This is a genomic window from Zavarzinia sp. (assembly GCF_041650655.1).
Lineage (GTDB): Bacteria > Pseudomonadota > Alphaproteobacteria > Zavarziniales > Zavarziniaceae > Zavarzinia.
Map to the genome: position 1 here is coordinate 1 of NZ_JBAZKR010000069.1, position 21,299 is coordinate 21,299.

18 protein-coding genes and 1 pseudogene are annotated in these 21,299 nt (G+C 66.6%); 10 read left to right on the forward strand and 9 right to left on the reverse strand.

What is annotated here, in order from left to right:
* From WC493_RS15445 to WC493_RS15465, 5 genes and pseudogenes are all read right to left on the reverse strand, one after another.
* Window positions 1–312: pseudogene (locus WC493_RS15445) on the reverse strand (ABC transporter permease); the annotation flags it as partial.
* On the reverse strand, window positions 312–1,379 hold the full coding sequence (locus tag WC493_RS15450; RefSeq protein WP_373066426.1) for an ABC transporter permease: 1,068 nt from the start codon (window positions 1,377–1,379) through the stop codon (window positions 312–314). The pseudogene WC493_RS15445 and the gene WC493_RS15450, both read right to left, overlap by 1 nt.
* The gene (locus WC493_RS15455; RefSeq protein ID WP_373066427.1) at window positions 1,372–2,895 is read right to left on the reverse strand and encodes an ABC transporter ATP-binding protein; all 1,524 of its coding nucleotides are present in this window, start codon (window positions 2,893–2,895) and stop codon (window positions 1,372–1,374) included. Before WC493_RS15455 ends, WC493_RS15450 begins: the two co-directional genes overlap by 8 nt.
* On the reverse strand, window positions 2,892–3,908 hold the full coding sequence (locus tag WC493_RS15460; RefSeq protein ID WP_373066428.1) for a Rieske 2Fe-2S domain-containing protein: 1,017 nt from the start codon (window positions 3,906–3,908) through the stop codon (window positions 2,892–2,894). Before WC493_RS15460 ends, WC493_RS15455 begins: the two co-directional genes overlap by 4 nt.
* Window positions 3,909–3,912: 4 nt before the next feature.
* Window positions 3,913–5,052 (reverse strand): BMP family ABC transporter substrate-binding protein, encoded by a 1,140-nt coding sequence (locus WC493_RS15465; protein WP_373066429.1) that lies wholly within the window; start codon window positions 5,050–5,052, stop codon window positions 3,913–3,915.
* Here WC493_RS15465 and WC493_RS15470 point away from each other — a divergent pair.
* Window positions 5,051–5,326 carry a hypothetical protein gene (locus WC493_RS15470; RefSeq protein ID WP_373066430.1) on the forward strand — a complete coding sequence of 92 codons (276 nt, stop codon included), beginning with the start codon at window positions 5,051–5,053 and terminating at the stop codon, window positions 5,324–5,326. The genes WC493_RS15465 and WC493_RS15470 overlap by 2 nt on opposite strands.
* Before the next feature lie 123 nt (window positions 5,327–5,449).
* On the forward strand, window positions 5,450–6,475 hold the full coding sequence (locus WC493_RS15475) for an isopenicillin N synthase family dioxygenase (RefSeq protein WP_373066431.1): 1,026 nt from the start codon (window positions 5,450–5,452) through the stop codon (window positions 6,473–6,475).
* On the opposite strand, the gene WC493_RS15480 is transcribed toward WC493_RS15475, so the two are convergent.
* The gene (locus WC493_RS15480; protein WP_373066432.1) at window positions 6,472–7,185 is read right to left on the reverse strand and encodes a TetR/AcrR family transcriptional regulator; all 714 of its coding nucleotides are present in this window, start codon (window positions 7,183–7,185) and stop codon (window positions 6,472–6,474) included. The two genes, WC493_RS15475 and WC493_RS15480, sit on opposite strands and share 4 nt — an antisense overlap.
* A gap of 197 nt (window positions 7,186–7,382) precedes the next feature.
* Between WC493_RS15480 and WC493_RS15485 the strand changes: the two genes are divergently transcribed.
* The 6 genes from WC493_RS15485 (at window position 7,383) to ftsH (ending at window position 14,256) form a co-directional block, all read left to right on the forward strand.
* Window positions 7,383–7,712 (forward strand): chorismate mutase, encoded by a 330-nt coding sequence (locus WC493_RS15485; RefSeq protein WP_373066433.1) that lies wholly within the window; start codon window positions 7,383–7,385, stop codon window positions 7,710–7,712.
* Between the two features lie 127 nt (window positions 7,713–7,839).
* Window positions 7,840–9,156 (forward strand): Tol-Pal system beta propeller repeat protein TolB, encoded by a 1,317-nt coding sequence (tolB, locus tag WC493_RS15490; RefSeq protein ID WP_373066434.1) that lies wholly within the window; start codon window positions 7,840–7,842, stop codon window positions 9,154–9,156.
* Between the two features lie 216 nt (window positions 9,157–9,372).
* Complete coding sequence (pal, locus tag WC493_RS15495) at window positions 9,373–9,858, forward strand: peptidoglycan-associated lipoprotein Pal (protein WP_373066435.1); 486 nt, start codon at window positions 9,373–9,375, stop codon at window positions 9,856–9,858.
* 177 nt (window positions 9,859–10,035) lie between these two features.
* The gene (gene ybgF, locus WC493_RS15500; RefSeq protein ID WP_373066436.1) at window positions 10,036–10,926 is read left to right on the forward strand and encodes a tol-pal system protein YbgF; all 891 of its coding nucleotides are present in this window, start codon (window positions 10,036–10,038) and stop codon (window positions 10,924–10,926) included.
* Window positions 10,865–12,163 carry a tRNA lysidine(34) synthetase TilS gene (gene tilS / locus WC493_RS15505; protein ID WP_373066437.1) on the forward strand — a complete coding sequence of 433 codons (1,299 nt, stop codon included), beginning with the start codon at window positions 10,865–10,867 and terminating at the stop codon, window positions 12,161–12,163. The genes ybgF and tilS overlap by 62 nt, the downstream gene beginning before the upstream one ends.
* A gap of 158 nt (window positions 12,164–12,321) precedes the next feature.
* On the forward strand, window positions 12,322–14,256 hold the full coding sequence (gene ftsH / locus WC493_RS15510) for an ATP-dependent zinc metalloprotease FtsH (RefSeq protein WP_373066438.1): 1,935 nt from the start codon (window positions 12,322–12,324) through the stop codon (window positions 14,254–14,256).
* Between the two features lie 162 nt (window positions 14,257–14,418).
* Here the strand turns inward: ftsH and WC493_RS15515 are convergent, their stop codons facing one another.
* Entirely contained in the window at window positions 14,419–15,996 is a 1,578-nt protein-coding gene (locus WC493_RS15515; protein ID WP_373066439.1) for a helix-turn-helix domain-containing protein, read from the reverse strand.
* Window positions 15,997–16,406: 410 nt separating this feature from the next.
* On the opposite strand from WC493_RS15515, the gene WC493_RS15520 reads away from it, so the two are divergent.
* Window positions 16,407–16,661: a hypothetical protein gene (locus tag WC493_RS15520; RefSeq protein WP_373066440.1), complete on the forward strand. Its 255-nt coding sequence runs from the start codon at window positions 16,407–16,409 to the stop codon at window positions 16,659–16,661.
* A 45-nt stretch (window positions 16,662–16,706) separates the two neighbouring features.
* Here the strand turns inward: WC493_RS15520 and WC493_RS15525 are convergent, their stop codons facing one another.
* Window positions 16,707–18,101 (reverse strand): tetratricopeptide repeat protein, encoded by a 1,395-nt coding sequence (locus WC493_RS15525; RefSeq protein WP_373066441.1) that lies wholly within the window; start codon window positions 18,099–18,101, stop codon window positions 16,707–16,709.
* Window positions 18,102–18,283: 182 nt separating this feature from the next.
* Between WC493_RS15525 and WC493_RS15530 the strand changes: the two genes are divergently transcribed.
* Window positions 18,284–19,162, forward strand: a complete 879-nt coding sequence (locus tag WC493_RS15530) for an NAD(P)-dependent oxidoreductase (protein WP_373066442.1) — start codon at window positions 18,284–18,286, stop codon at window positions 19,160–19,162.
* Window positions 19,163–19,222: 60 nt separating this feature from the next.
* Here the strand turns inward: WC493_RS15530 and acnA are convergent.
* Window positions 19,223–21,299: aconitate hydratase AcnA (gene acnA / locus WC493_RS15535; RefSeq protein WP_373066443.1), on the reverse strand; the 2,077-nt coding region annotated here is incomplete at its 5' end.

Here is a 21,299-nt window from a genome sequence, read left to right on the forward strand (position 1 = left end):
TCCGGCCAGCCCGGCGCCGACCGCGACCAGGGCGAGCCCGGCCAGGATCTGGTCCGCCCGCAGCACCACGACGGCAAGCCCGAACAGCAGGCCGAGCAAGGCGCCCGCGCAAAGGCCGGTCGCAATGCCGGCCCAGGGGCTGCCGCTCTCCAGCGTCACGGCGACCGCGGCCATGGCGCCGAAGGCCGTCATCCCTTCGGCCCCGAGGTTCAACACGCCGGAGCGTTCGCAGATGATCAGGCCGATGCAGGCCAGCATGATCGGCGTGGCGAAGCCGGGGGTGGAGGCGAGCCAGGAGACGATAAAATCCATCACGCCGCACTCCGCCGCTGGATCGTGATCCGATAGGTCGAGAAGAACTGGGCCGAGAGCAGGCTCAACAGCACGATGCCCTGGATCAGCACGACGACGGCGTCGGACAGCGAATAGAAGACCTTGAGCGAACTGCCCGCGGTGAACATGCCGCCGACCCCGAAGGCGGCGACGACGACGCCGAGCGGATGGGTACGCGCCAGGAAGGCGATGACGATGCCTGAGAAGGTGTAATTATTGCCGATGAACTGGGTCAGCCGATATTCGGTGCCGGCGACCAGCACGCCCCCGGCGAGCCCGGCCAGGGCGCCCGAGAGCAGCACCAGGGTGACCACCGTCGCCGTCACCGGCAGGCCGGCCGCCCGGGCGGTCACTGGGTTGAGCCCGACCGCGGCGGCATAGACGCCGAGGCGGCTGCGGTCGATCAGCAAGTAGGCGGCGGCGGCGATGACGACCGCGAGCACGGTGCCGAGCCCGACCGTGCCCCAGCCGAACAGCGGCAGGCGTTCCAGGGGATCGAGGGCGGGCGAGACCGGGAAGCCGGTCGCCGGGTCCTTCCAGGCGCCGAACAGCATGTGCTGGACGCAGAGGAAGGCGATATTGCCGAGCAGCAGGGTGAGCACCGTCTCGCTCACCTGATAGCGGACCTTGAGAAAGAGCGGCAGGGCGACCCAGAAGGCCCCGGCGACACCGGCGAAGGCGAGCATCAGGGGCAGGCGCAGGAAGCCCGGCCCGACATCGCCGATGCCGACCGCCATGGCCCCCATGGCGCCGAACCAGAGCTGGCCTTCGATGCCGATGTTCCAGAAGCGCACCCTGGTGGCCAGCGCGGAACAGAGGCCGACCAGGATCAGCGGGGCCGCCGCCGCCGTGGTCTGGGCGAGTCCGTCTGACGACAGAAACACTTGCGTGAAGAGTTCGTCGGCGAGGTCTTCCGGCGGCACACCGGCCGCCACCAGCAAGGCGCAGGAAAGGGCGACGCCGAACAGGAGGCCGCCCATAAAGGTGCCGATCCGCGCCGCGCGCGGCACGTCCTGGCGGCGAACGAGGGTGATCCGGTCAAACATGGCCCATCATCAACATGCCGATCCGTTCGGCGTCCGCCTGGTCCGCCGGCATTTCGCCGGCGATCTGGCCTGCGCAGATCACGGCGATCCGCGTCGACAGGGCCAGGATTTCCTCGAGGTCTTCACTGATCAGCAGGCAGGCCGCCCCGCGTGCCGCCGCGGCGCGGATCGCCTCGTGCACGAAGAGACAGGCCTTCACGTCGAGCCCGCGGGTCGGCGAATGGGCAATCAGGACGGCGAGATCGTCGTCCATCTCGCGCGCCAGAATGAGCTTCTGGGCATTGCCGCCCGAGAGCAGCCGGGCGAGCCGGCCGGGGGCCGCCCCTGCGATGGCGAAACGCTCGATCGCCGCCGCCGCGCGCCGCCGCATGGCGCCGCGGTCGAGCAGGAAGCCGCGGTTCAGCTCGGGTGCCGCGAGATCGGTCAGGCACAGGTTTTCGGCGATCGGAAGGTCGCCGATCAGGCCACTGGCGAAACGATCGGAGGGGATGATGCGGAGCCCCTGCCGCCGCCGCGCCGCGGGCGGCGCCGTGGTCAGGTCGACGCCGTCGATCAGGAGCTGCCCGGCCGCCGCGGGGACGAGGCCGATCAGCCCGTCCGCCAGCGGCTGCTGGCCGTTGCCGCCGACCCCGGCGATCCCCAGGATCTCGCCCGCGCGGAGCGTCAGGTCGACGCCGGCGACTCCGATCGCCCCGTCCGGCCGGCGCACCGAAAAGCCGTCGAGACGCAGCCGTTCGCGGCCCAGCGTCAGGGCCGGCGCCGGTGGCGGCACCACCCGCTCGCCGACCATGAGGCGGGCCAATTCGCCGGCATCGAGGCCCTTGGCATCGGCATCGGCGAGCACGGTGGCGCCGCCCCGCATCACCGTGACGCGGTCGGCATGTTCGATCACTTCGCGGAGCTTGTGGGTGATCAGCACCACCGCCTTGCCGCCCTCGGCCAGGCGACGCACGAATTCGAGCAGCGCGCGCGACTCGGCGTCGGTCAGCACCGCCGTCGGCTCGTCGAGGACGACGATGCGGGCGCCGAGCAGCAAGACCTTGAGGATTTCGACCCTCTGGCGTTCCGCGACCGAAAGCTCGTCGACCCGGGCGGCGGCATCGACCGCCAGGCCGACCTCCCGCCCCTTGGCTTCGACCGCCTCCGCCGCCTGGCGCAGGTTGGCGATGCCGGCGACCGTGCCGCCCGCGGCCAACAGGATGTTCTCGGCCACGGTGAAACAGCCGACCAGGCGGTAGTGCTGATGCACCATGCCGATGCCCGCGGTGGCGGCGTCGGCCGGCCCGCGCAGCACCACATCCTGCTCGTCGACCAGGATCGAGCCGGCGTCGGGGGCATAGACGCCGGTCGCGACATTCATGATGGTCGATTTGCCGGCGCCGTTCTCACCCAGGAGGGCGTGGACCTCGCCCCAGCGCACCATGAAGGCGGCCGCGGTGAGCACCTTCTTGTCGCCGAAGGATTTGTCGATGCCGGAAAGTTCCAGGGCCGGCCGGCCACGATGCGCCGTGTTCAATTCGCCCCGCCTTTCAGGCCGAGGGCGCGCAGCGCCTTCCGATAGGCGATCGAGAAGCGGTCGGCCGGCAGATGGCCCTCCGCCGTCGGATCGAGGGGCAGGTCGAAGGGCACCTGGGATTCGACCATCTCACGGTCCTCCTCGTTCACCGCTTCCTGGAAGGCGATCCATTCGTCGACCGGCTGGTCGAGGTCGTGGTCGCGCGCCTTCAGCATGAAGATGCGCGACTCGCGGGCCGAGACGGGCGCCACGATGTCGAAGATGTGCTCGTCGCCGCGCGGGAAATGCAGGATCAGCCGCGTCGTATAGGGCAGGTAGACGTCATATTCCGAGAGGAGATCGGCGTAACTGGGCTTGCCGAGGAAGAGGCTGCCATCCTGCTGCGGCGTCAGGAGCTGGTAGTGCAGGCCGTGGGGCCGCGCCTCGACGACATAGGGGGCGACATCGGGCCGCTCCGGCCAGCCGAAGGTGCCGGCATGGGCGAAAGAGAAATGGGCCGTGTCGCAGAAATTCTCGGTATGGCGGCCGGCGCCGATCTTCCAGGTGGCGCCCATCTTGATCCGCTGCCAGGCGGGATCGGTCAGCTCCGGCCAGTCGGGGATGGGGAATTTCCCCTCCCCCTTCAGGCAGGTCCAGACCAGGCCGTAACGCTCGACCGCGGGATAGGTCGTCAGGTCCAGACGGGCCGGCGCCGCCATGCCGGGAGCCGACGGGATCCTGGTACAGCGCCCGGCGCCGTCGAAGGAAAGGCCGTGATATTTGCAGACGATCTCCTGCCCCTCGATCCGGCCGAGGCTCAGCTTCGTGCCGCGGTGGGGGCAATAGTCGGGGGCCACGCTCACCCCCGCCTCGGTGCGGAACAGCACCAGCGGCACATCCAGGAGGCGGCCGCGAACCGGCCGGCTGCCCGTCACCTCGGACGAGAAGCCGACCGGGAACCAGAAGCCGGCCAGGACATGCCAATCGTTCTCCGAAAAGGAGCAATCGATCGGCATTCCGTCCGGCTTCAGCATCGCGTCACTCCTTCGGGGCCGGCGGCATGGTGCCGATGGCGCCTTCGACGAAATAGTCGAGGGCCCAGAGCTGGTCGTCGGTCATGCTCTGGCCGGCGGGGATCGCCACGGTGCCGTCCTGCTTGGTGACCGGGCCGTCGAAGGGGGTGAGCTTGCCCGCCTCGATGGCGGCACGGGCCGCCTCGATCTTGGCCTTGGCTTCGGCGGAGATATTGGCGCTGAAGGGCACGAGGTCGACCGTATGGGTCGAGAGCGGCACGAAGGCGCCGTATTCTTCCGGTTTCCAGGTGCCGCCGATGATCGCCTTCAGGGTCGGCGTCAGATAATTCTCCCACTTGAAGACGACCGAGGTGAGGATCCCCTTGGGCGCATAGGAGGTCATGTCGATCTGGTAGCCGATGGCATATTTGCCCTTCTTCTCGGCCGCGTTGAGGGCCGAGGCGGCGGACAGGTTGGTGGCGATCACGTCGGCGTTCTGGTCCAGCATGGCTTCCGCCGTCTGGCCTTCCTTCACCGGGTCCCACCAGGAGTTGGTATAGACGGCGATCACCTGGGTGTCCGGCTTCATGGCGCGGGCGCCGCGGATGAAGGCGTCGACGTCCCAGTTGACGACGCTGACCGGGAAGCCGGCCAGGATGCCGATCTTGCCCGAGGTGGTGACCGCACCCGCCGCCATGCCGGCCAGATACCAGGCCTGATAGGTACGGGCGTAGAAGCTCTCGAGATTGGCGCCGTTGGTGGTGCCCGAGGCGTTCAGGAAGGCGACGTCGGGATAGGCCTTGGCCGCTTCGGCGATCGGGCCCGAATAGCCGTAGGAGGTGCCGACGATGATGTTGAAGCCGCGCTTCACATAGAGATCGACGGCGGCGCGGAAGGCCGTGGCCTCTTCCGGGATGCTCTCGGAGGTCGCGATCTTCACGCCCAGGTCCTTTTCGACCTGCTTGCGGGAGGCGTCGATCGCCTCGTTCCAACCGCCGTCCTTGATCGAGGCGGCATAGATGAAGGCGATTTTGGGCGGGCCCTTCAGCTCGAAGGCATGGGCTTGGTTGCCGAGGGCGGCGCTGCCGGCGACGGCGACGGCGCCGAGCCCGACGGTCAGGGCCAGCGCCCTGGCGCCCTGCAAGGTGCGACGGAGAAATGACATGGCGACCCCTTTTGCCTGCGACAGGATGTCCCGATTGGGTGCAAAGAGCATGCCACGGCTGCCACCGGCAGGGGCATTGGATTCCAATCTCGGATCTTGCCTAAAATTAGAACATTTTGATTTTAGAATGGCACAAATTTTCATCATCGAACCAGTCGAATGCCGACAACCATATGGTGAACAAGGATTATCCCCAACCGCGCCGCCCGCCGACCTTCCCCGGCGCGCCCATGAATGGCTATCCCATCTGAAATTTAGAGATTCCAAAATGTGAAAATTGGATGCCAATATGACCGCCAAAGAGATGGCACGGGGCTTGCTGGCCTGCCATGCCGACGGATACGGGCGACGGGCCTCGGCCCCGCCCGCATCGACCATCGAACCGGGGTAGAAGACTGTGACTGCCGAAGCACGACTGAAGGCCGCGGGCCTGGCCGCCAAGACGAGCGATTTCTCCGAGATCCCGCAGATCGACCTCGCCCCGATGGCGGGCGACGATCCGGTGGCCAAGCAGGCGACCGCCAAGGCGCTGCGCGACGCCTGCGTCAACGTCGGCTTCCTCTACGTCAAGAACCACGGGGTGCCACAGGCGGTGATCGACGGCATCTTCGCGCAGTGCCCGCGCTTCTTCGGCCTACCCCTCGAAGAGAAGATGAAGATCCATGTGAAGAAGTCGTCGAACAACAGCGGCTATACCCCTCTCCTCGAAGAGAATACCGACGAGACGGCGCTGGGCGACCTCCACGAAGGCTTCGACATGGCGAACGAGCTGCCGGCGGACGACCCCTACGGCAAGGGCCGCGAAGCGCTCTATGGCACCAACCTCTGGCCCGAGGGGCTGCCCGGCTTCCACGAGGCGATGCAGGCCTATTTCGACGCCATGCTGGCCTTGGGCGACCGCCTGTTCCGCGCCTTCGCCCTCGCCCTCGACCTGCCGGAAGACTATTTCGCGCCGATGGTGACCAAGCCGACCGCGGTCCTTCGCATCCTCTCCTACCCGAGCCAGGAGGGCGAGATCGACCAGCGCCAGATCGGCATCGGCGCCCATACCGACTACGAATGCTTCACCATCCTCGGCCAGCAGCCGGGCATCCAGGCGCTCCAGGTCCAGAACGGCAAGGGCGAATGGGTCTCGGCACCGCCGATCCCGGGCACTTTCGTGGTCAACATCGGCGACCAGATGGCGCGCTGGACCAACGACGTCTTCGCCTCGACCCGGCACCGGGCGCTCAACCTCTCGGGCAAGGCGCGCTACTCGATGCCCTTCTTCCTGGGCACCAATTACGACACGCTGATCGAGGCCCTGCCCTCCTGCGTCGGGCCGGACCGGCCGGCCAAATATCCCCCGGTGATCGCCGGGGAATATGTGCTGAGCCGCTTCGACGCGACCTATGCCTACCGCCAGAAGGAGGGCGAGGCTTAATCGACCGCGGGCGACTGCGCCGCGTCCCAGGGCGCGTCCGGAATCGCCAGGTAGCGGATCATGACGGTTGCCAGTTCGTCGGCCAATTGGTCGTCGGACATGCCCATGATCCGCTGATCGGCCAGCGAGCGGCTGATCAGGGCCGAGAAGATGAGCTGCATGGCGAGATCGATCGCCCCGCCCGCCTGGGCCCGATCGGCCACTTCCGGATGCTGCCGCGCGACGGCGAAGAGCTTTTCCATCAGATGGTCGCGCACGTCGGTGAAATGGGTCCACACCAGCATGTCGCGAAGCGCCGCCCGGACCACTTCGCGGAGCAGCACGGCATGGGCACTGGTCAGGCGCACCATGACCACCACCATGCGGCGGACGACGAGGGCGAAGGGCTGGCCGTCGAAGCGCTCGGGCAGCAGCAGCGTGTCGAGGAGGCCGCCGGCCCGTTCGGCGAAACGCTGGGCCAGCGCCTCGAGCAGGGCTTCCTTGTCGGCGAAGCGCTGGTAGAAGGCACCGGTCGAACAGCCGGCGCGTTCCGCGATGTCGACCACCCTCATCCGGTCGAAGCCGACCTCGTTGATCATTTCCTGCCCGACTTCGAGCAGGCGTTCGAGCTTGTTCCGGCTGCGCGCCTGGGCCGCCGGCTTCAGCACGACGCCGAGGCGCCGCCTTCCCGGCCGCGCCGCCGTCTCTGCTCCGTCACCGTTCTTTGTCACGCCACGCTCCGCCACAGGGCGTTTCGCGTTCCCCGGCCGCGCCGCCGCAGAATGATTGGTCACTGTTCCAGCCCCTCGCTTTGCACGAACGATAACGGCGTTCTGATTCGCGGGCAAGCCGCAGGGACCGGCCATGCTTGCGGTAGGCCGCCATTTCGGCCAGCCTTGGCGGCCGAAGTGAAGCGCGGGAGGATTCGATGGCCGAGGTCGGCACGGGCGAGGCGGACGAGGAGACCGAGTGGGCGGCGGCCCTGCCGGAATTGCAGCGCCTGCGCGACAGTATCGACAATATCGACGCCGCCCTGGTCCACATGCTGGCCGAACGTTTCAAATGCACCCAGGCGGTGGGTGCCCTGAAGGCCCGCCACAAACTGCCCCCGGCCGACCCGGCGCGCGAGGCGGAACAGATCAAGCGCCTGCGCGGCCTCGCCGTCTCGGCCAAGCTGGATCCCGAGTTCGCCGAGAAATTCCTCAATTTCATCATCGGCGAAGTGATCCGCCACCACCGCGCCATCGCCGAGTCCTGAAGGTCACAGGCGGGCACAATCGTCCCCGATCCCGCCGCAATCGGTGGCGGAGGGGACAAGCCTTTGCCATTTTTCGGGCCTAGCTTCGGCTGAACTGATTCGGTGACGAACCGTGACGGAAAAAATGATGACCGGGCCTTTCGCGCGCATTTCCTCGAGGGTGGCGGCCCTCGGTGCAGGTCTCGTGCTCGCCGTGATGAGCGGCGGTGCCTTCGCCCAGACCGCGATCACGGTCGACAAGGGCACCCAGGCCCCGATCCCGATCGCGGTGCCGAGCTTCGCGGGCGGCGACATGGGCGCCCAGGTGGCCCAGGTGATCTCGGCCGACCTCGAGCGTTCGGGCCTGTTCCGGCCGACGGCACCGGGCACCTATCCCCAGACGCCGGACCAGATCCAGGCCCAGCCGGCCTTCCCGGCCTGGCGCAGCACCGGGGCGGACGCCCTGGTTTCCGGCCGGGTGGTACCGCAGGGCGGCAAAGCCTCTTACGAATTCCGCCTGTGGGACGTCCAGGCCGAGCAGCAGCTGACCGGCACGGCCTTCACCGCCGATTCGGCCAATTGGCGCCGCGTCGCCCACATCATCGCCGACACGATCTACAAGAAGATGACCGGCGAGGACGGCTATTTCGACACCCGCATCGTCTATGTCTCGGAATCGGGACCGAAGAACCGGCGCGTGAAACGCCTCGCGATCATGGATCAGGACGGCGCCAACCACCGCTTCCTGACCTCGGGCAAGGACCTGGTGATGACGCCGCGCTTCTCCCCGCGCGACCAGACCATCACCTATATGTCCTATTTCAACGACAAGCCGCGGGTCTATCTGTTCAACATCGACTCGGGGCAGCAGGAAGTGCTGGGCGATTTTCCGGGCATGACCTTCGCACCGCGCTTCTCGCCCGACGGCAACAAGGTGGTGATGTCGATGGCGAAGGACGGTAACACCGACATCTTCGTGATCGACCTGCGCACCCGCAAGATCGCCCGGCTCACCTCCGGCCCGGCGATCGAAACCTCGCCCTCCTATTCGCCGGACGGCAGCCAGATCACCTATAACTCGGACCAGAGCGGCGGCCAGCAGCTCTATGTCATGAATGCCGACGGTTCGGGCCAGCGGCGCATTTCTTTCGGCGACGGCCGTTATGCAACGCCGGTATGGTCTCCCCGCGGCGATTACATCGCCTTCACCAAGATGAAGGGCGGCCGTTTCGCCATCGGCGTCATGAAGCCGGACGGTTCGGGCGAGCGGATCCTCTCCGAGAGCTTCCTGGACGAGGGCCCGACCTGGGCCCCGAACGGCCGCGTGATCGCCTTTTTCCGCCAGTCTCCGGGCGCCTCGGGCACGGTGAAGCTCTATTCGGTCGATATCACCGCATCCAACGAACGCCTGATGCCGACGCCGCTGGACGGCTCCGACCCGGCGTGGTCGCCACTCAATCCCTGAGGCGGGCGTCAGGCCTTAATTTTGACAAAGATGGCACAGTGTTGCGACTTTGCACTAGAGAGCGGCAAGGACCAGTGGTAACCCTACCTCCGCGTCCTTCCGCGCCAGGAGCGGTAGTGGATTTCGCAACTGCGAAATGCTAGTTTCGCGTTCGAGCGACCATCCCTGCCGCCCCGCGCGCACCGACAGCGCTGCACCCTCAGGAGTCCAACCGCTATGCGCTTCACTCATCCCGGCTACAAGATCGCCAGCCTTGTTGCCGCCCTGTTCATCGTGGCCGCCTGCTCGTCCTCGTCCGAGGGCACCGGCGGTGCCACCACCGGCGCATCGACCTCGTCGATCGTCCCGGGCTCGCAGGAAGATCTCGCCGCCACCGCCGGCGACAGCGTCTTCTTCGACTTCGACAAGTACAACCTGAAGCCCGAAGGTCAGAAGACCCTGCAGGCCCAGGCCGCTTGGCTCGCCAAGTATCCGTCGGTGACCCTGACGATCGAAGGCCACTGCGACGAACGCGGCACCCGCGAGTACAACATCGCCCTCGGCGAGCGCCGTGCGAATTCCGCCCGCGCCTATCTGATCTCGCTGGGCGTCGACGCCAACCGTCTCCAGGTCATCTCCTACGGCAAGGACCGCCCCTTCGCGGTCGGCTCGGACGAGACCGCCTGGGCCCAGAACCGTCGCGGTTTCAGCCGCGTCAACTGACGCCGGCTGCCACTTGCCGCCAGGCGGCATGATGGTCGCTTGAAACGCCCGTCCCGGAGCTTCCGGGGCGGGCGTTCTTCTGTCCGGCCGAGCGCCATGCTTTCGCCAAGCTGACCGGGCATTCTACCCTGTGACGATACCGCACCCGCGGCCCGCCCGATTCGAGGATCCCGTGTCATGCCGTCCGCTGCCCGACGCCCCCTTCGCCTGATTGCCGCCGGGCTGCTGCTCGCCGCCGGATGGTCGGCCGGGCAGGCCTTCGCCCAGGCGGCGACGGACCTTGGCGCGCTCCGCGACAAGCTCGCCGAAATCTCCGACTCGGCGACCGAGATCCAGCTGGCCCAGGCCCAGGGCGGCATCAACCAGGCCGGCGTGGCTCAGCTCGACCTCCGCCTCTCCGCTCTCGAAGAGCAGATCCGCACCCTGACCGGCCAGATCGAGCAGGCGCAATATGCCGCCGACCAGAACAAGGCCGCGCTCAAGAGTTTCCAGGACGACGTCGAATTCCGCCTGAACCGGCTGGAGCAGCAGTCCGGCGTCCAGGCCGGCGGCGGTGACACCGGCGGTGCCCAGGGTGGCACCGCAGGCGCTGCACCAGCGCCCGCGCCGGCCCCGACGCCCGCACCGGCCCCCGGCCCCACATCGTCTCCCGCGGGTGGCCCCTCGCCCGCCACCTCGTCGCCGGCGGCACTGGCCGCCTATGACAATGCCCTCGGCATGTTGCGCCGGGGCGACTACGACCAGGCGGAAGCCGCGCTGAAATCCTTCCTGGCCAGCTATGGCTCCGACAAGCTCGCCGGCAATGCCCAATATTGGCTGGGCGAGACCTATTACGTGCGCGGCAACTACGATACCGCGGCCCAGACCTTCCTGTCCGGCGTGAAGACCTACCCGCAGGGCGCCAAGGCCCCCGACAGCTTCCTGAAGCTGGGCATGAGCCTCATCCAGATGGGCCAGAAGGACAAGGGCTGCCAGGTCCTGTCCGACCTGCCCAACCGCTATGCCGATGCCAGTGCCACCATCAAGTCCCGCGCCGACCGCGAACGCAAAGCGGCCGCCTGCCCCTGAGCCGGCGGCGACCGCGCGTTTCACCACCGCCCTCGACCGCCTGGCGCCACCGCCCCGGCTGGCGCTGGCGGTATCGGGCGGAGCCGACAGCCTCGCCCTGCTTCTGCTCGCCGATGCCTGGTCCGGCTTGGCGCCCGGGCGAACCCTCGACATCCTGACCGTCGACCACGGCTTCCGGCCGGAAGCTGCGGCGGAAGCGGAACGAGTGGCGGCCCTGGCGCGCCGGCTCGGCCATGGCCATACCGTCCTCCGCCCCGCCGCGCCCCTGCCCCGGCGCGGGCTCGAAGCGGCGGCCCGCGCCGCCCGCTATGCCCTGCTGGGCGATTGGTGCCGGCGCGCCGGTGTCACCGCCCTGCTGACCGGCCACAGCCGGGACGACCAGGCGGAAACCCTGCTGCTCCGTCTCCAGCGCGGCTCCGGCCTGGACGGGCTGGCCGCCATGGCACCGGCCAGTGCGCTGCCGGGCCTTCGCCTGCTGCGCCCCCTGCTCGATTTTTCGCGGGCCGAACTGACCGGCCTGGTCGAGGCCGCCGGCTGGATCCCGGTGGCCGATCCGATGAACGAGGACGCCCGTTTCGCCCGGGTCGCCGTGCGCCGGGCGATCGCCACCCTCGGGCTCGACGCCGCCGGCCTCGCCGCGACCGCCGCCCGCCTGCAACGCGACCGCGCCGCGATCGAGGCGGCGGCGGCCGAGATTGCCTGCCGGGCCTTCACCCTGGATGCCTGGGGCGTCGCCTCGATCGATCGCCGGGCATTGGCCGGAGCCCCTGCGCCTTTCGTCGAACGGGCGCTCGGTCGCCTGATCCGGGCCGTGGGCGGCGGCGCCTATCCGCCGCGGCGCGAGCGGCTGGACCGGCTGGCCGAACGGCTTGCCTCGACGGACGAGATCTTTGCCGGCGCGACCCTGGGCGGCTGCCGCTTCCTGGCCGGGCGGGAGCGGGTGACGGTGCTGCGCGAGGCGCGCCATCTCGGTCCACCATTACAGCTCGACGCCGGAGCCAGCGGCGTCTGGGACGACCGTTTCGCGGTCGAGGCGGGACCGCACCCGATCACCGTGACCGCCCTCGGCGACAGAAGCGCGCCCGGCCTGCCGGCGCTCCGCCGGGTCGAGCGGCTGGTCACCCCGGCGGTCTTCTCGAATGGTGAACTCCTGGCCGTCCCCGCCCTCGAATTCGGGGCTCCACAGGCGGCGAGACTGCGCTATTGTGCCCCCGATATCTTCTCCGCCCGCGGTTGACAGGAGTTGTTTACCACGGGCGCGGCACTATCTATGACAAGCATTGAAATTCCGCCTTCCGGGGCGGCGTGCCGGCGGCGGCCGGCAAAGTAGATAAGGCCGGCGGAGGCCGGCACAGTAGGTGATGCCGGCGGAGGCCGGCTGGAAAGGTCAAGCCCGTGAATTTGCCCGGACGTAATCTCGCCCTGTGGGTCGTCATCGCGCTGCTGCTGTTTGCGCTGTTCAATGCGTTCCAGGGTTCGTCCAGTCATCGGACGGGCGGCTCGATGCCCTATTCCGAGTTCGTTGCCGCGGTCGAGGCGAGCCGGGTCACCGACGCCACGATCCAGGGCGAATCGGTCTACGGCCACCTCTCCGACGGCCGCGAATTCTCGACCTACGCGCCGACCGACCCGCAGCTCGTCCAGCGCCTGCTCGACAAGGGCGTGAACGTCCAGTCGGTGCCGCAGGACAAGTCGGGCCCGACCCTGATCGACGTTCTGGTGTCCTGGTTCCCCATGCTGCTGCTGATCGGCGTGTGGATCTTCTTCATGCGCCAGATGCAGTCGGGCGGCGGCAAGGCCATGGGCTTCGGCAAGTCCAAGGCCCGCCTTCTGACCGAGCGCCACGGCCGCGTCACCTTCGACGACGTCGCCGGCATCGACGAGGCCAAGGAAGAACTCGAGGAGATCGTCGACTTCCTGAAGGACCCGCAGAAGTTCCAGCGCCTGGGCGGCCGCATTCCCAAGGGCGCCCTGCTGGTCGGCCCGCCGGGCACCGGCAAGACCCTGCTGGCGCGCGCCATCGCGGGCGAGGCCAATGTGCCCTTCTTCACCATTTCGGGTTCGGACTTCGTCGAAATGTTCGTCGGCGTCGGCGCGTCCCGCGTGCGCGACATGTTCGAACAGGCGAAGAAGAACGCCCCCTGCATCATCTTCATCGACGAAATCGACGCCGTCGGCCGCCATCGCGGTGCCGGCCTGGGCGGCGGCAACGACGAGCGCGAGCAGACCCTGAACCAGCTCCTGGTCGAGATGGACGGTTTCGAGGCGAACGAGGGCGTGATCCTGGTCGCCGCCACCAACCGGCCGGACGTGCTGGACCCCGCCCTGCTGCGCCCCGGCCGCTTCGACCGCCAGATCGTGGTGCCCAACCCGGACATCGCCGGCCGCGAGAAGATCCTCAAGGTCCATATGCGCAAGGTGCCGGTGGCGAGCGACGTCGACGCCCGGGTGATCGCCCGCGGCACCCCCGGCTTCTCCGGCGCCGACCTCGCCAACCTGGTGAACGAGGCCGCCCTTCTCGCCGCGCGCAAGGGCCGCCGCATCGTCACCATGTCGGAATTCGAGGCCGCCAAGGACAAGGTCATGATGGGCACCGAACGGCGCTCCATGGTCATGTCCGACGAGGAAAAGCGCCTGACCGCCTATCACGAGGGCGGCCACGCCATCGTCGGCATGAACGTGCCCTCGTCCGACCCGATCCACAAGGCCACCATCATCCCGCGCGGCCGTGCCCTCGGCATGGTCATGCAGCTCCCGGAATCGGACAAGCTGTCGGTGACGCGCGAATTCATGATCTCGCGCCTCGCCATCTCCATGGCCGGCCGCGTCGCCGAGGAACTGGTGTTCGGCTACGACAAGGTGACCTCCGGCGCCTCCAGCGACATCGCCTATGCGACCCAGCTCGCCCGCAACATGGTGACCCGCTGGGGCCTGTCGGACGAGCTCGGCGCCGTCGCTTACGGCGACAACCAGGAAGAAGTCTTCCTCGGCCATTCGGTCTCGCGCACCCAGAACGTCTCCGAAGAGACGGCCCGCAAGATCGACGCCGAAGTGAAGAAGCTGGTCGACAATGCGCTCGCCACCGCGCGCCAGATCCTGACCGACAAGCGCGGCGACCTCGAGACCCTGGCCAAGGGCCTGCTCGAATACGAGACCCTGTCGGGCGACGAGATCCGCGCCCTGCTGCGCGGCGAACACATCTACCGCGAACCCTCGAACGACCCGCCCTCGCCCGACATCGGCACCAGCTCCGCCGTGCCCCCGACCGGCAAACCCGCCGACGACCGCGGCAACCCCGGCATCCGCCCGGAACCCGCCCCCGGGGCGTAAGGGACGTCAGAACAAACGCGAAAGGGCCGGCCCCATGGGCTGGCCCTTTTTTGTTTTGGGGCGACGGTAGCGACCAAGGGGGATACCGGAGCAAAGCCGGCCGCGCTGACCGCGACTGGCCCGAAGGGAAAAACGAGCTCCCTCTTAGCTAAAACGTACCTGCTATGCGTCTTCCCTAGGCTTCCATTGAAGCTCGTCAAGGCGGCAGGCTGCGCGAAAAACGGCGCTACGCAGACTCTTGTGGGCTGGCGTTTGAGATACAGCACGCTCATAGCACTTTAGGAGTAGCATTCGGAACTCATCCAAATTCCCCTGCCCATTCGGCAGTCCCTGCACCGCCAGCGCAAACTTGTTGGCGTCTGAGTCATCTTTCGGCTCCTCAATGTTGCCTTCGCAAAATGCTTTGACCAATTTCTTCGGCTTGCCATTGTTGACATTGTAAGCGGTTCGCTTTCCGCTAAGACGCGCAACTGCACCATCGCGATGCGATGGCCGGCTCGCGCCTTCCTTATTCAAATGTTCGATTGCGTCCATAGCGGAAATCCCCGCCTGACGGACATAAAACCAAAGAGGTAGCCACTCGCGACTGGAGTGTGCCGAGTGCACCAAATAATCGAGCGGATGAGCGACTTTTTCACCAGTGAGAAAGTTCCGCAGTACAGCGTCAGGCGTCACGTTTGCGCGGACGATTTTTGTCGCGACGGCATCACTGTTAGCTGTAACTTCTCCTATAAGTTTTAAGGTTGGCGCACCAGATTTTTCATGGAACTCGCCTTCTCGGATAAATTTGATCTGGTTCAACAAGGTCGGATCGATGACGATTGGGCGCTTGCCGTCGTCCAAAATCCCATTGTCCAAATCCGCAATCAGCGCACGTGCGGGACCGAGAGCGAGCAACCGCGTAATAAGCGGAAGCATATCCGAACGAACGGCAGCATCACGCTCATCAAGAATAATACGAAGATCACTATATTTTATACGTTCGCAACTTCCAGAATATCGAAAGAATATATCTCCTTCTTTTATTATCTTTCCATCTCCGGTGCGCGCAATAACTGGCCGACCGGGATGTTGCTCAACATGCATAACGCCGATGGTCTTCGTTCCTATAACAGCGACGGCGGTCTGTACTTTTGGTGTTGGGTCCAGATAAGAACGGATCAACCTCGTGAATTCAGCCGGGTCAGTTCTCTCAAAGTCACCGGTGCTCAGACCAGTGACTGTATAGATCTTGTTTGTCGCGGCGGCCGCCGAGCCAGCCCTATCCTGGACGCCGAAAAAAATGTAACCACCCCGGTTGTTCGCAAGAGCTGCAACTACACGGATCCATTCCAAGTAGTGCTTAAGGCCAAAATTTGCTTTGCATTCATGCTGCTCTGTTTCCCCACATATCAGGCGCCATGTCCCGTTGGCGTCCGCAGCAAATAGTCCCGCGATGACGCCTGGATCCAGAGGCCCTTTTGGGCTTTCAGTCCTTTGTGGCGACGCGACCACTGGAACGCCGATAGCAGCTACCTGCCCCTCTGGTTTAGGAAGTGCAATGAAGGCACTCAATTCCGCATCTGTCGCCTGCGGGACTTCCGGCCCGTATGATCCATCGCGGATTTGAGACATACGACCTGAATTCACTGCGCGATCCGGTCTATTGAAGAAGAATTGAATGTCCTTGTTCTTCATGCCACGCGCAAGCATGGCCTTGATCAGCCCTATTTCCTGATCTGTGATGCTACGCTTTGACATCCATTACACCATAAACGCCTTTTTCGCTTCGGCTCGGAGGCGGCGGACTACTTTCATGCAGATACCCCCTCCTAGACCCATGCCATCGCAGTTTAGCGAGCGATTGCAAGGACGATTGTATTGTTGGAGAAACCCACGCACCATGACTCGAACACACCTCATGTTTGAATGGGCACATCGTAGGTTCACCGTATCACTGAATTCTCTCGGAGAATAACCCCTATACTTGTTTCGAGCCCGCGGTTCTATTTTTGGCTGCGGACTAGATGGGGAAGGATTCGTTCAGCCTTTTTCCAGTCGCCTATCCCGCATTGCAAAAATCGATTGTGCGTTGCGACAAAATGCCAATTGTCGAGGCGGCGGGGGGCGCCCTCTAATGGGGGCAGTCGTTGTGTAAGCTTGGTGAAGCCATGACCGTTCTGCGTCTTTTCGCCCTGCGCGCCGAAGCTGCCCTGTTCGATTCCGTGGCGGCGCGGGTCGCCTGGGCCGTGCTGGGTGCCGCCCTCGGCCTGTGGCAGGGGCCCCTGTTCATGATCGGCCTGACCGCCGCTCTCGTCGTCCTGAACGCGCTGCTCGGCGCGATCGGCAGCCTGCCGGCCTCCCCGCGCAATGCCCGTGCCGTGGCGTCGCGTGCGCCCCTGATGGCGCGGCCCCAGGGCGCCTGAACCGCATCTGATCCCCCGGGCGCCCGGGGCTTTACCGGTGCCGGTTCAGACGGCGTAGGTCCGCGCCAGGGCTTCGGCCCGATGTTCGGCCGCGACGGCGCTGGGAATGGCGCCGTCCAGCCGCGCCAGGCAGGCGAGGTCGCGGAAATGGCGCGCCACCGTCGGCCGCGAGCGCGCCCGCTCCCGCAGCAGGGCGCCCAGGCCGGATGCCGGGGCATCGCCCGCCCGCCGACTCTTCAATCCCGCATCGACATAGGTCTGCACCAGGAGATCGCGCTGGGCATGGCTGCCGCCGAGCAGCGACAAGCGGGGCAGGATCGGCTCCAGCGCCGCCGCCGCTTCGGCGAAACGGCCATGGGCATGGTCCGCCAGGGCGTGGGCCGCGACGGCGGCGACCTCCGCCCAGGCGGCGCGGCGATGGCGCCGGGCCTTGGCCGCCTGGGCCTCGATCGCGGCGATCAGGCGGTTGGCCTGGCCATCCATCCCGGCACGCAGCAACGCCATCAGATAATGGAGGTCGAGCAGCGGCTCCAGGTGATCGGCCTCGCGCGCGGCGACATGGCGGGCGACGTCGCGCCAGCGGTTGCCGACCGGCACGCCCCGGAGGTCGAGGCGCCAGAGCAGCGAGGCGGCATTGACCTGGTCCTGCGAATAATCCTTCCACACGCCCCAAACCCGCTGGTCGTAGAGGTCGAGCGCGCCGGCCGCGTCGTCGCGGTCGAGATACATCAGCGCCAAGTGCCACCAATTATGGGTGAGCATGAAGGAATTGCAGTCCTCCCAGGTCTCGGCATGGGATTCCAGCCAGTCGATGCCCTCGTCCAGCCGCCCTTCGGCCGCCATGACGTGAGCGACGGCGTGATGGGCCCAGGGTTCGCGCCGACGCAGTTCGACGGCATAGCGCCCAGCCATTTCGGCGTCGCGCAGGCGGCCGCATTCCTCCAGCGCGAAGGCGCGCATACCATGGGCATGGGGATCGTCGCGGTGCGCCGGCAGCACGGCGTCGATCACCGCCAACATGCCGGCGGCGTCGCCCTGGTTAAACTGGTGATACTGGCAGAGCTTCACCGAGGCGAGATCGCGCGGCCAGCCCTCGGCGATGTCGAGATGCAGGCGGACAGCAAGGTCGGTATCGCCCTTGGCCCAGGCCTCGACAGCGAGCAGCCAGAGCTGTTCCCGCCGGCTCGCCTTGTTCACATAGAGCCGGGCCTTCTGCAGGAGCGGCAGCGCCGCCCTGACCCCGGCTGCCGACTCGAGGCAGAGGTTGAGCACGGCGCCGAGGGTCAGTGCCATCACGCAGCGCGGATCGGCCGCCACGCCCTCGAAGACGGCGCTGGCGGCCTGGCCGTAGCCCAGCCACTGGTCCACCATCTTGTTGATGGCCGCCACGGCCACAGGGTTGTCGGTGGTGACGTCGTTGCCGCGCGCATCCTTGAGCATGACGAACTCCCCTGCTGTTCATGACAGTCTGGGGACAGGTGCGGCGCACAAGCAAGGACACCTTTGTCTCACCCGCCGGTCATGCGCATAGCAGCCATCGGGAGGCGAAAAGAGGGTGGCCCGCCGGTGCCGGCCGGGCTCTAGAATGACCGGCAGCGCATCCTTCCGCGGGGTCCATCACCATGAAGATCGGGTTCATCGGCCTCGGCCGCATGGGGGCCGGCATGGCCGCCAATCTGCTCGCCGCCGGCCATGCGGTCACCGTCTACAACCGCTCGCCCGAGAAATGCGCCCCCCTTGCCGAAAAGGGCGCCGTGGTCGCGGCAACGGTGGCCGAGGCCTGCCGGGGCGAGGCGGTGGTCACCATGCTGGCCGACGATGCCGCCCTCGAAGCGGTCACCGACGGGCCGGGCGGCCTCGTCGCGCAACTCGCCCCGGGCGCGCTTCATGTTTCGGCCAGCACAGTTTCGGTGGCGCTTTCGGCCCGGCTCGACACGGCGCACGCGGCCGCCGGCCAGGCCTATGTCGCGGCCCCGGTGTTCGGCCGGCCGGATGTGGCGGCGGCGGGCCAGCTCTTCATCGTCACGGGCGGTGCGGCGACGGCGGTCGATCGTGCCATGCCCCTGTTGGAGGCCATGGGGCGCCAGGTCTTCCGCCTGACCGAGCGGCCCGAGGCGGCCAACCTGATCAAGCTCTCGGGCAATTTCCTGATCACCACGGTGATCGAGGCGCTGGGCGAGGCCCTCGCCCTGGTCGGCAAGGGCGGCATCGATCCCGCCGCCTATCTCGACTTCCTGACCTCGACCCTGTTCGGCGCCCCGGTCTATCGCAATTACGGCAAGCTGATCGTCGACGGCGTGTTTCAGCCGCCGGGCTTCCCGGCCCCGCTGGGCCTCAAGGACACCCGCCTGGTGCTGGCGGCGGCGGAGGAGCTGCGCGTGCCCCTGCCGCTGGCCAATCTGGTGCGCGACCGTTTCCTCGCCCTGCTCGCCCAGGGCGGCGACGGGCTCGACTGGTCGGCGATCGGCGCCCTGCCCGGGCGCGACGCCGGGCTCAAGTAATCCCAAAGAAAAAGGCCGGGGCGTCGCCACCCCGGCCTTCTTGGTTCGCTGATCCGCGGATCAGGCGGCGAGCAGGCCGCGCAGCACATACTGCAGGATGCCGCCGTTCTTGAAGTAGTCGACCTCGTCCACCGTGTCGATGCGGAGCAGGAGCGGGATCTCCTTCACCGTGCCGTCGGCCTTGGTGATGCGGCAGGTCACGTCCATGCGCGGGGTCAGCTTGTCGGCGAAACCGACGAGATCGATCACGTCGGTGCCTTCGAAGCCGATCGACTTGCGATCCGCACCGTCCTTGAAGACGAGCGGCAGCACGCCCATGCCGACCAGGTTCGAGCGGTGGATGCGCTCGAAGCTCTCGGCGATCACGGCCTTGACGCCCAGCAGGTTGGTGCCCTTCGCCGCCCAGTCGCGCGACGAGCCGGTGCCATATTCCTTGCCGGCGACGACGATCAGCGGCACGCCGGCCTTCTGATACTTCATCGAGGCGTCGTAGATGGCTTCGGGCTTCGGATCGGCGACGGTCTCGCCCGGCTTGCCGAAATATTTGGTCACGCCGCCTTCGGTGCCGGGCACCAGTTCGTTCTTGATGCGGATGTTGGCGAAGGTGCCGCGCATCATGACTTCGTGGTTGCCGCGACGGGCGCCGTACTGGTTGAAGTCGGCCACGTCGACCTTGTTCTTGACCAGATACTTACCGGCCGGGCTGTCCTTCTTGATGTTGCCGGCCGGCGAGATGTGGTCGGTCGTGATCGAGTCGGCGAAGATCGCCAGGATGCGGGCGCCGACCACTTCCGAGACGGCCTTGGGGGCCGCCGGCATCTTGTCGAAATAGGGCGGGTTCTGGATATAGGTCGACTTGTTGTTCCAGTCGTAGGTCTGGGACTCGGTGGTCTTGACCTTCTTCCAGTTGCTGTCGCCGCCGAACACGTCCTTGTACTGGGCGCGGAACTGGGCCGCGGTCACGCACTTGCGGACGGTGTCGGTGATCTCCTGGTTGGACGGCCAGATGTCCTTCAGGTAGACCGGCTTGCCGCCCTTGCCCATGCCGATCGGATCCTTGGTCAGGTCGATCTTCAGCGAGCCGGCGATGGCATAGGCGACCACCAGCATGGGCGAGCCGAGATAGTTCGCCTTCACCAGCGGATTGACGCGGCCTTCGAAGTTGCGGTTGCCGGAGATCACGGCACCGGCGACCAGGTCGCCCTTGGTGACGGCCTCGGCGACTTCCTCCGGCAGCGGGCCGGAGTTGCCGATGCAGGTGGTGCAGCCGTAACCGACCAGGTTAAAGCCGAGCTTGTCGAGCGCCTTGTCGACGCCGGCCTTGGCCAGATAGTCGGTCACCACCTTGGAGCCCGGCGCCAGCGAGGTCTTCACCCAGGGCTTCACCTTGAGACCCAAGGCCACGGCCTTCTGCGCCAGCAGGCCGGCGCCCAGCATCACGCTCGGGTTCGAGGTGTTGGTGCAGGAGGTGATGGCGGCGATGGTCACATGGCCGTGGTCGACCTCGTATTTGCCGCTCTTCACCTTGACCGGCTGGCTCTCCTTGCCCGCCTTGTCGAAGCCGGGCTTCGGCTTGACCAATTCGGACATGAAGTTCTCGGCCACGCCCGAGAGGGCGACGCGATCTTGCGGACGGCGCGGGCCGGCCAGCGAAGGCTCGACCGACGAGATGTCGAGTTCGAGGGTCGACGAGAACACCGGGTCCTTGGAGCGGGAAGTGCGCCACAGGCCGTTGGCCTTGGCGTATTCCTCGACCAGGGCGACGCGGCCGGGCTTGCGGCCGGTCGACTTCAGGAAGTTGATGGTCTCGGCGTCGATCGGGAAGAAGCCGCAGGTGGCACCATATTCCGGCGCCATGTTGGCGATCGTGGCGCGGTCGGCGAGCGAGAGCTGGTCGAGACCCGGGCCGTAGAATTCGACGAACTTGCCGACCACGCCGTGCTTCCTGAGCATCTGGGTCACGGTCAGCACGAGGTCGGTGGCGGTGGTGCCTTCCTTGAGCTTGCCCTTGAGCTTGAAGCCGACCACTTCGGGGATCAGCATCGAGATGGGCTGGCCCAGCATCGCGGCTTCCGCCTCGATACCGCCCACGCCCCAGCCCAGAACCGCGAGGCCGTTCACCATGGTGGTGTGGCTG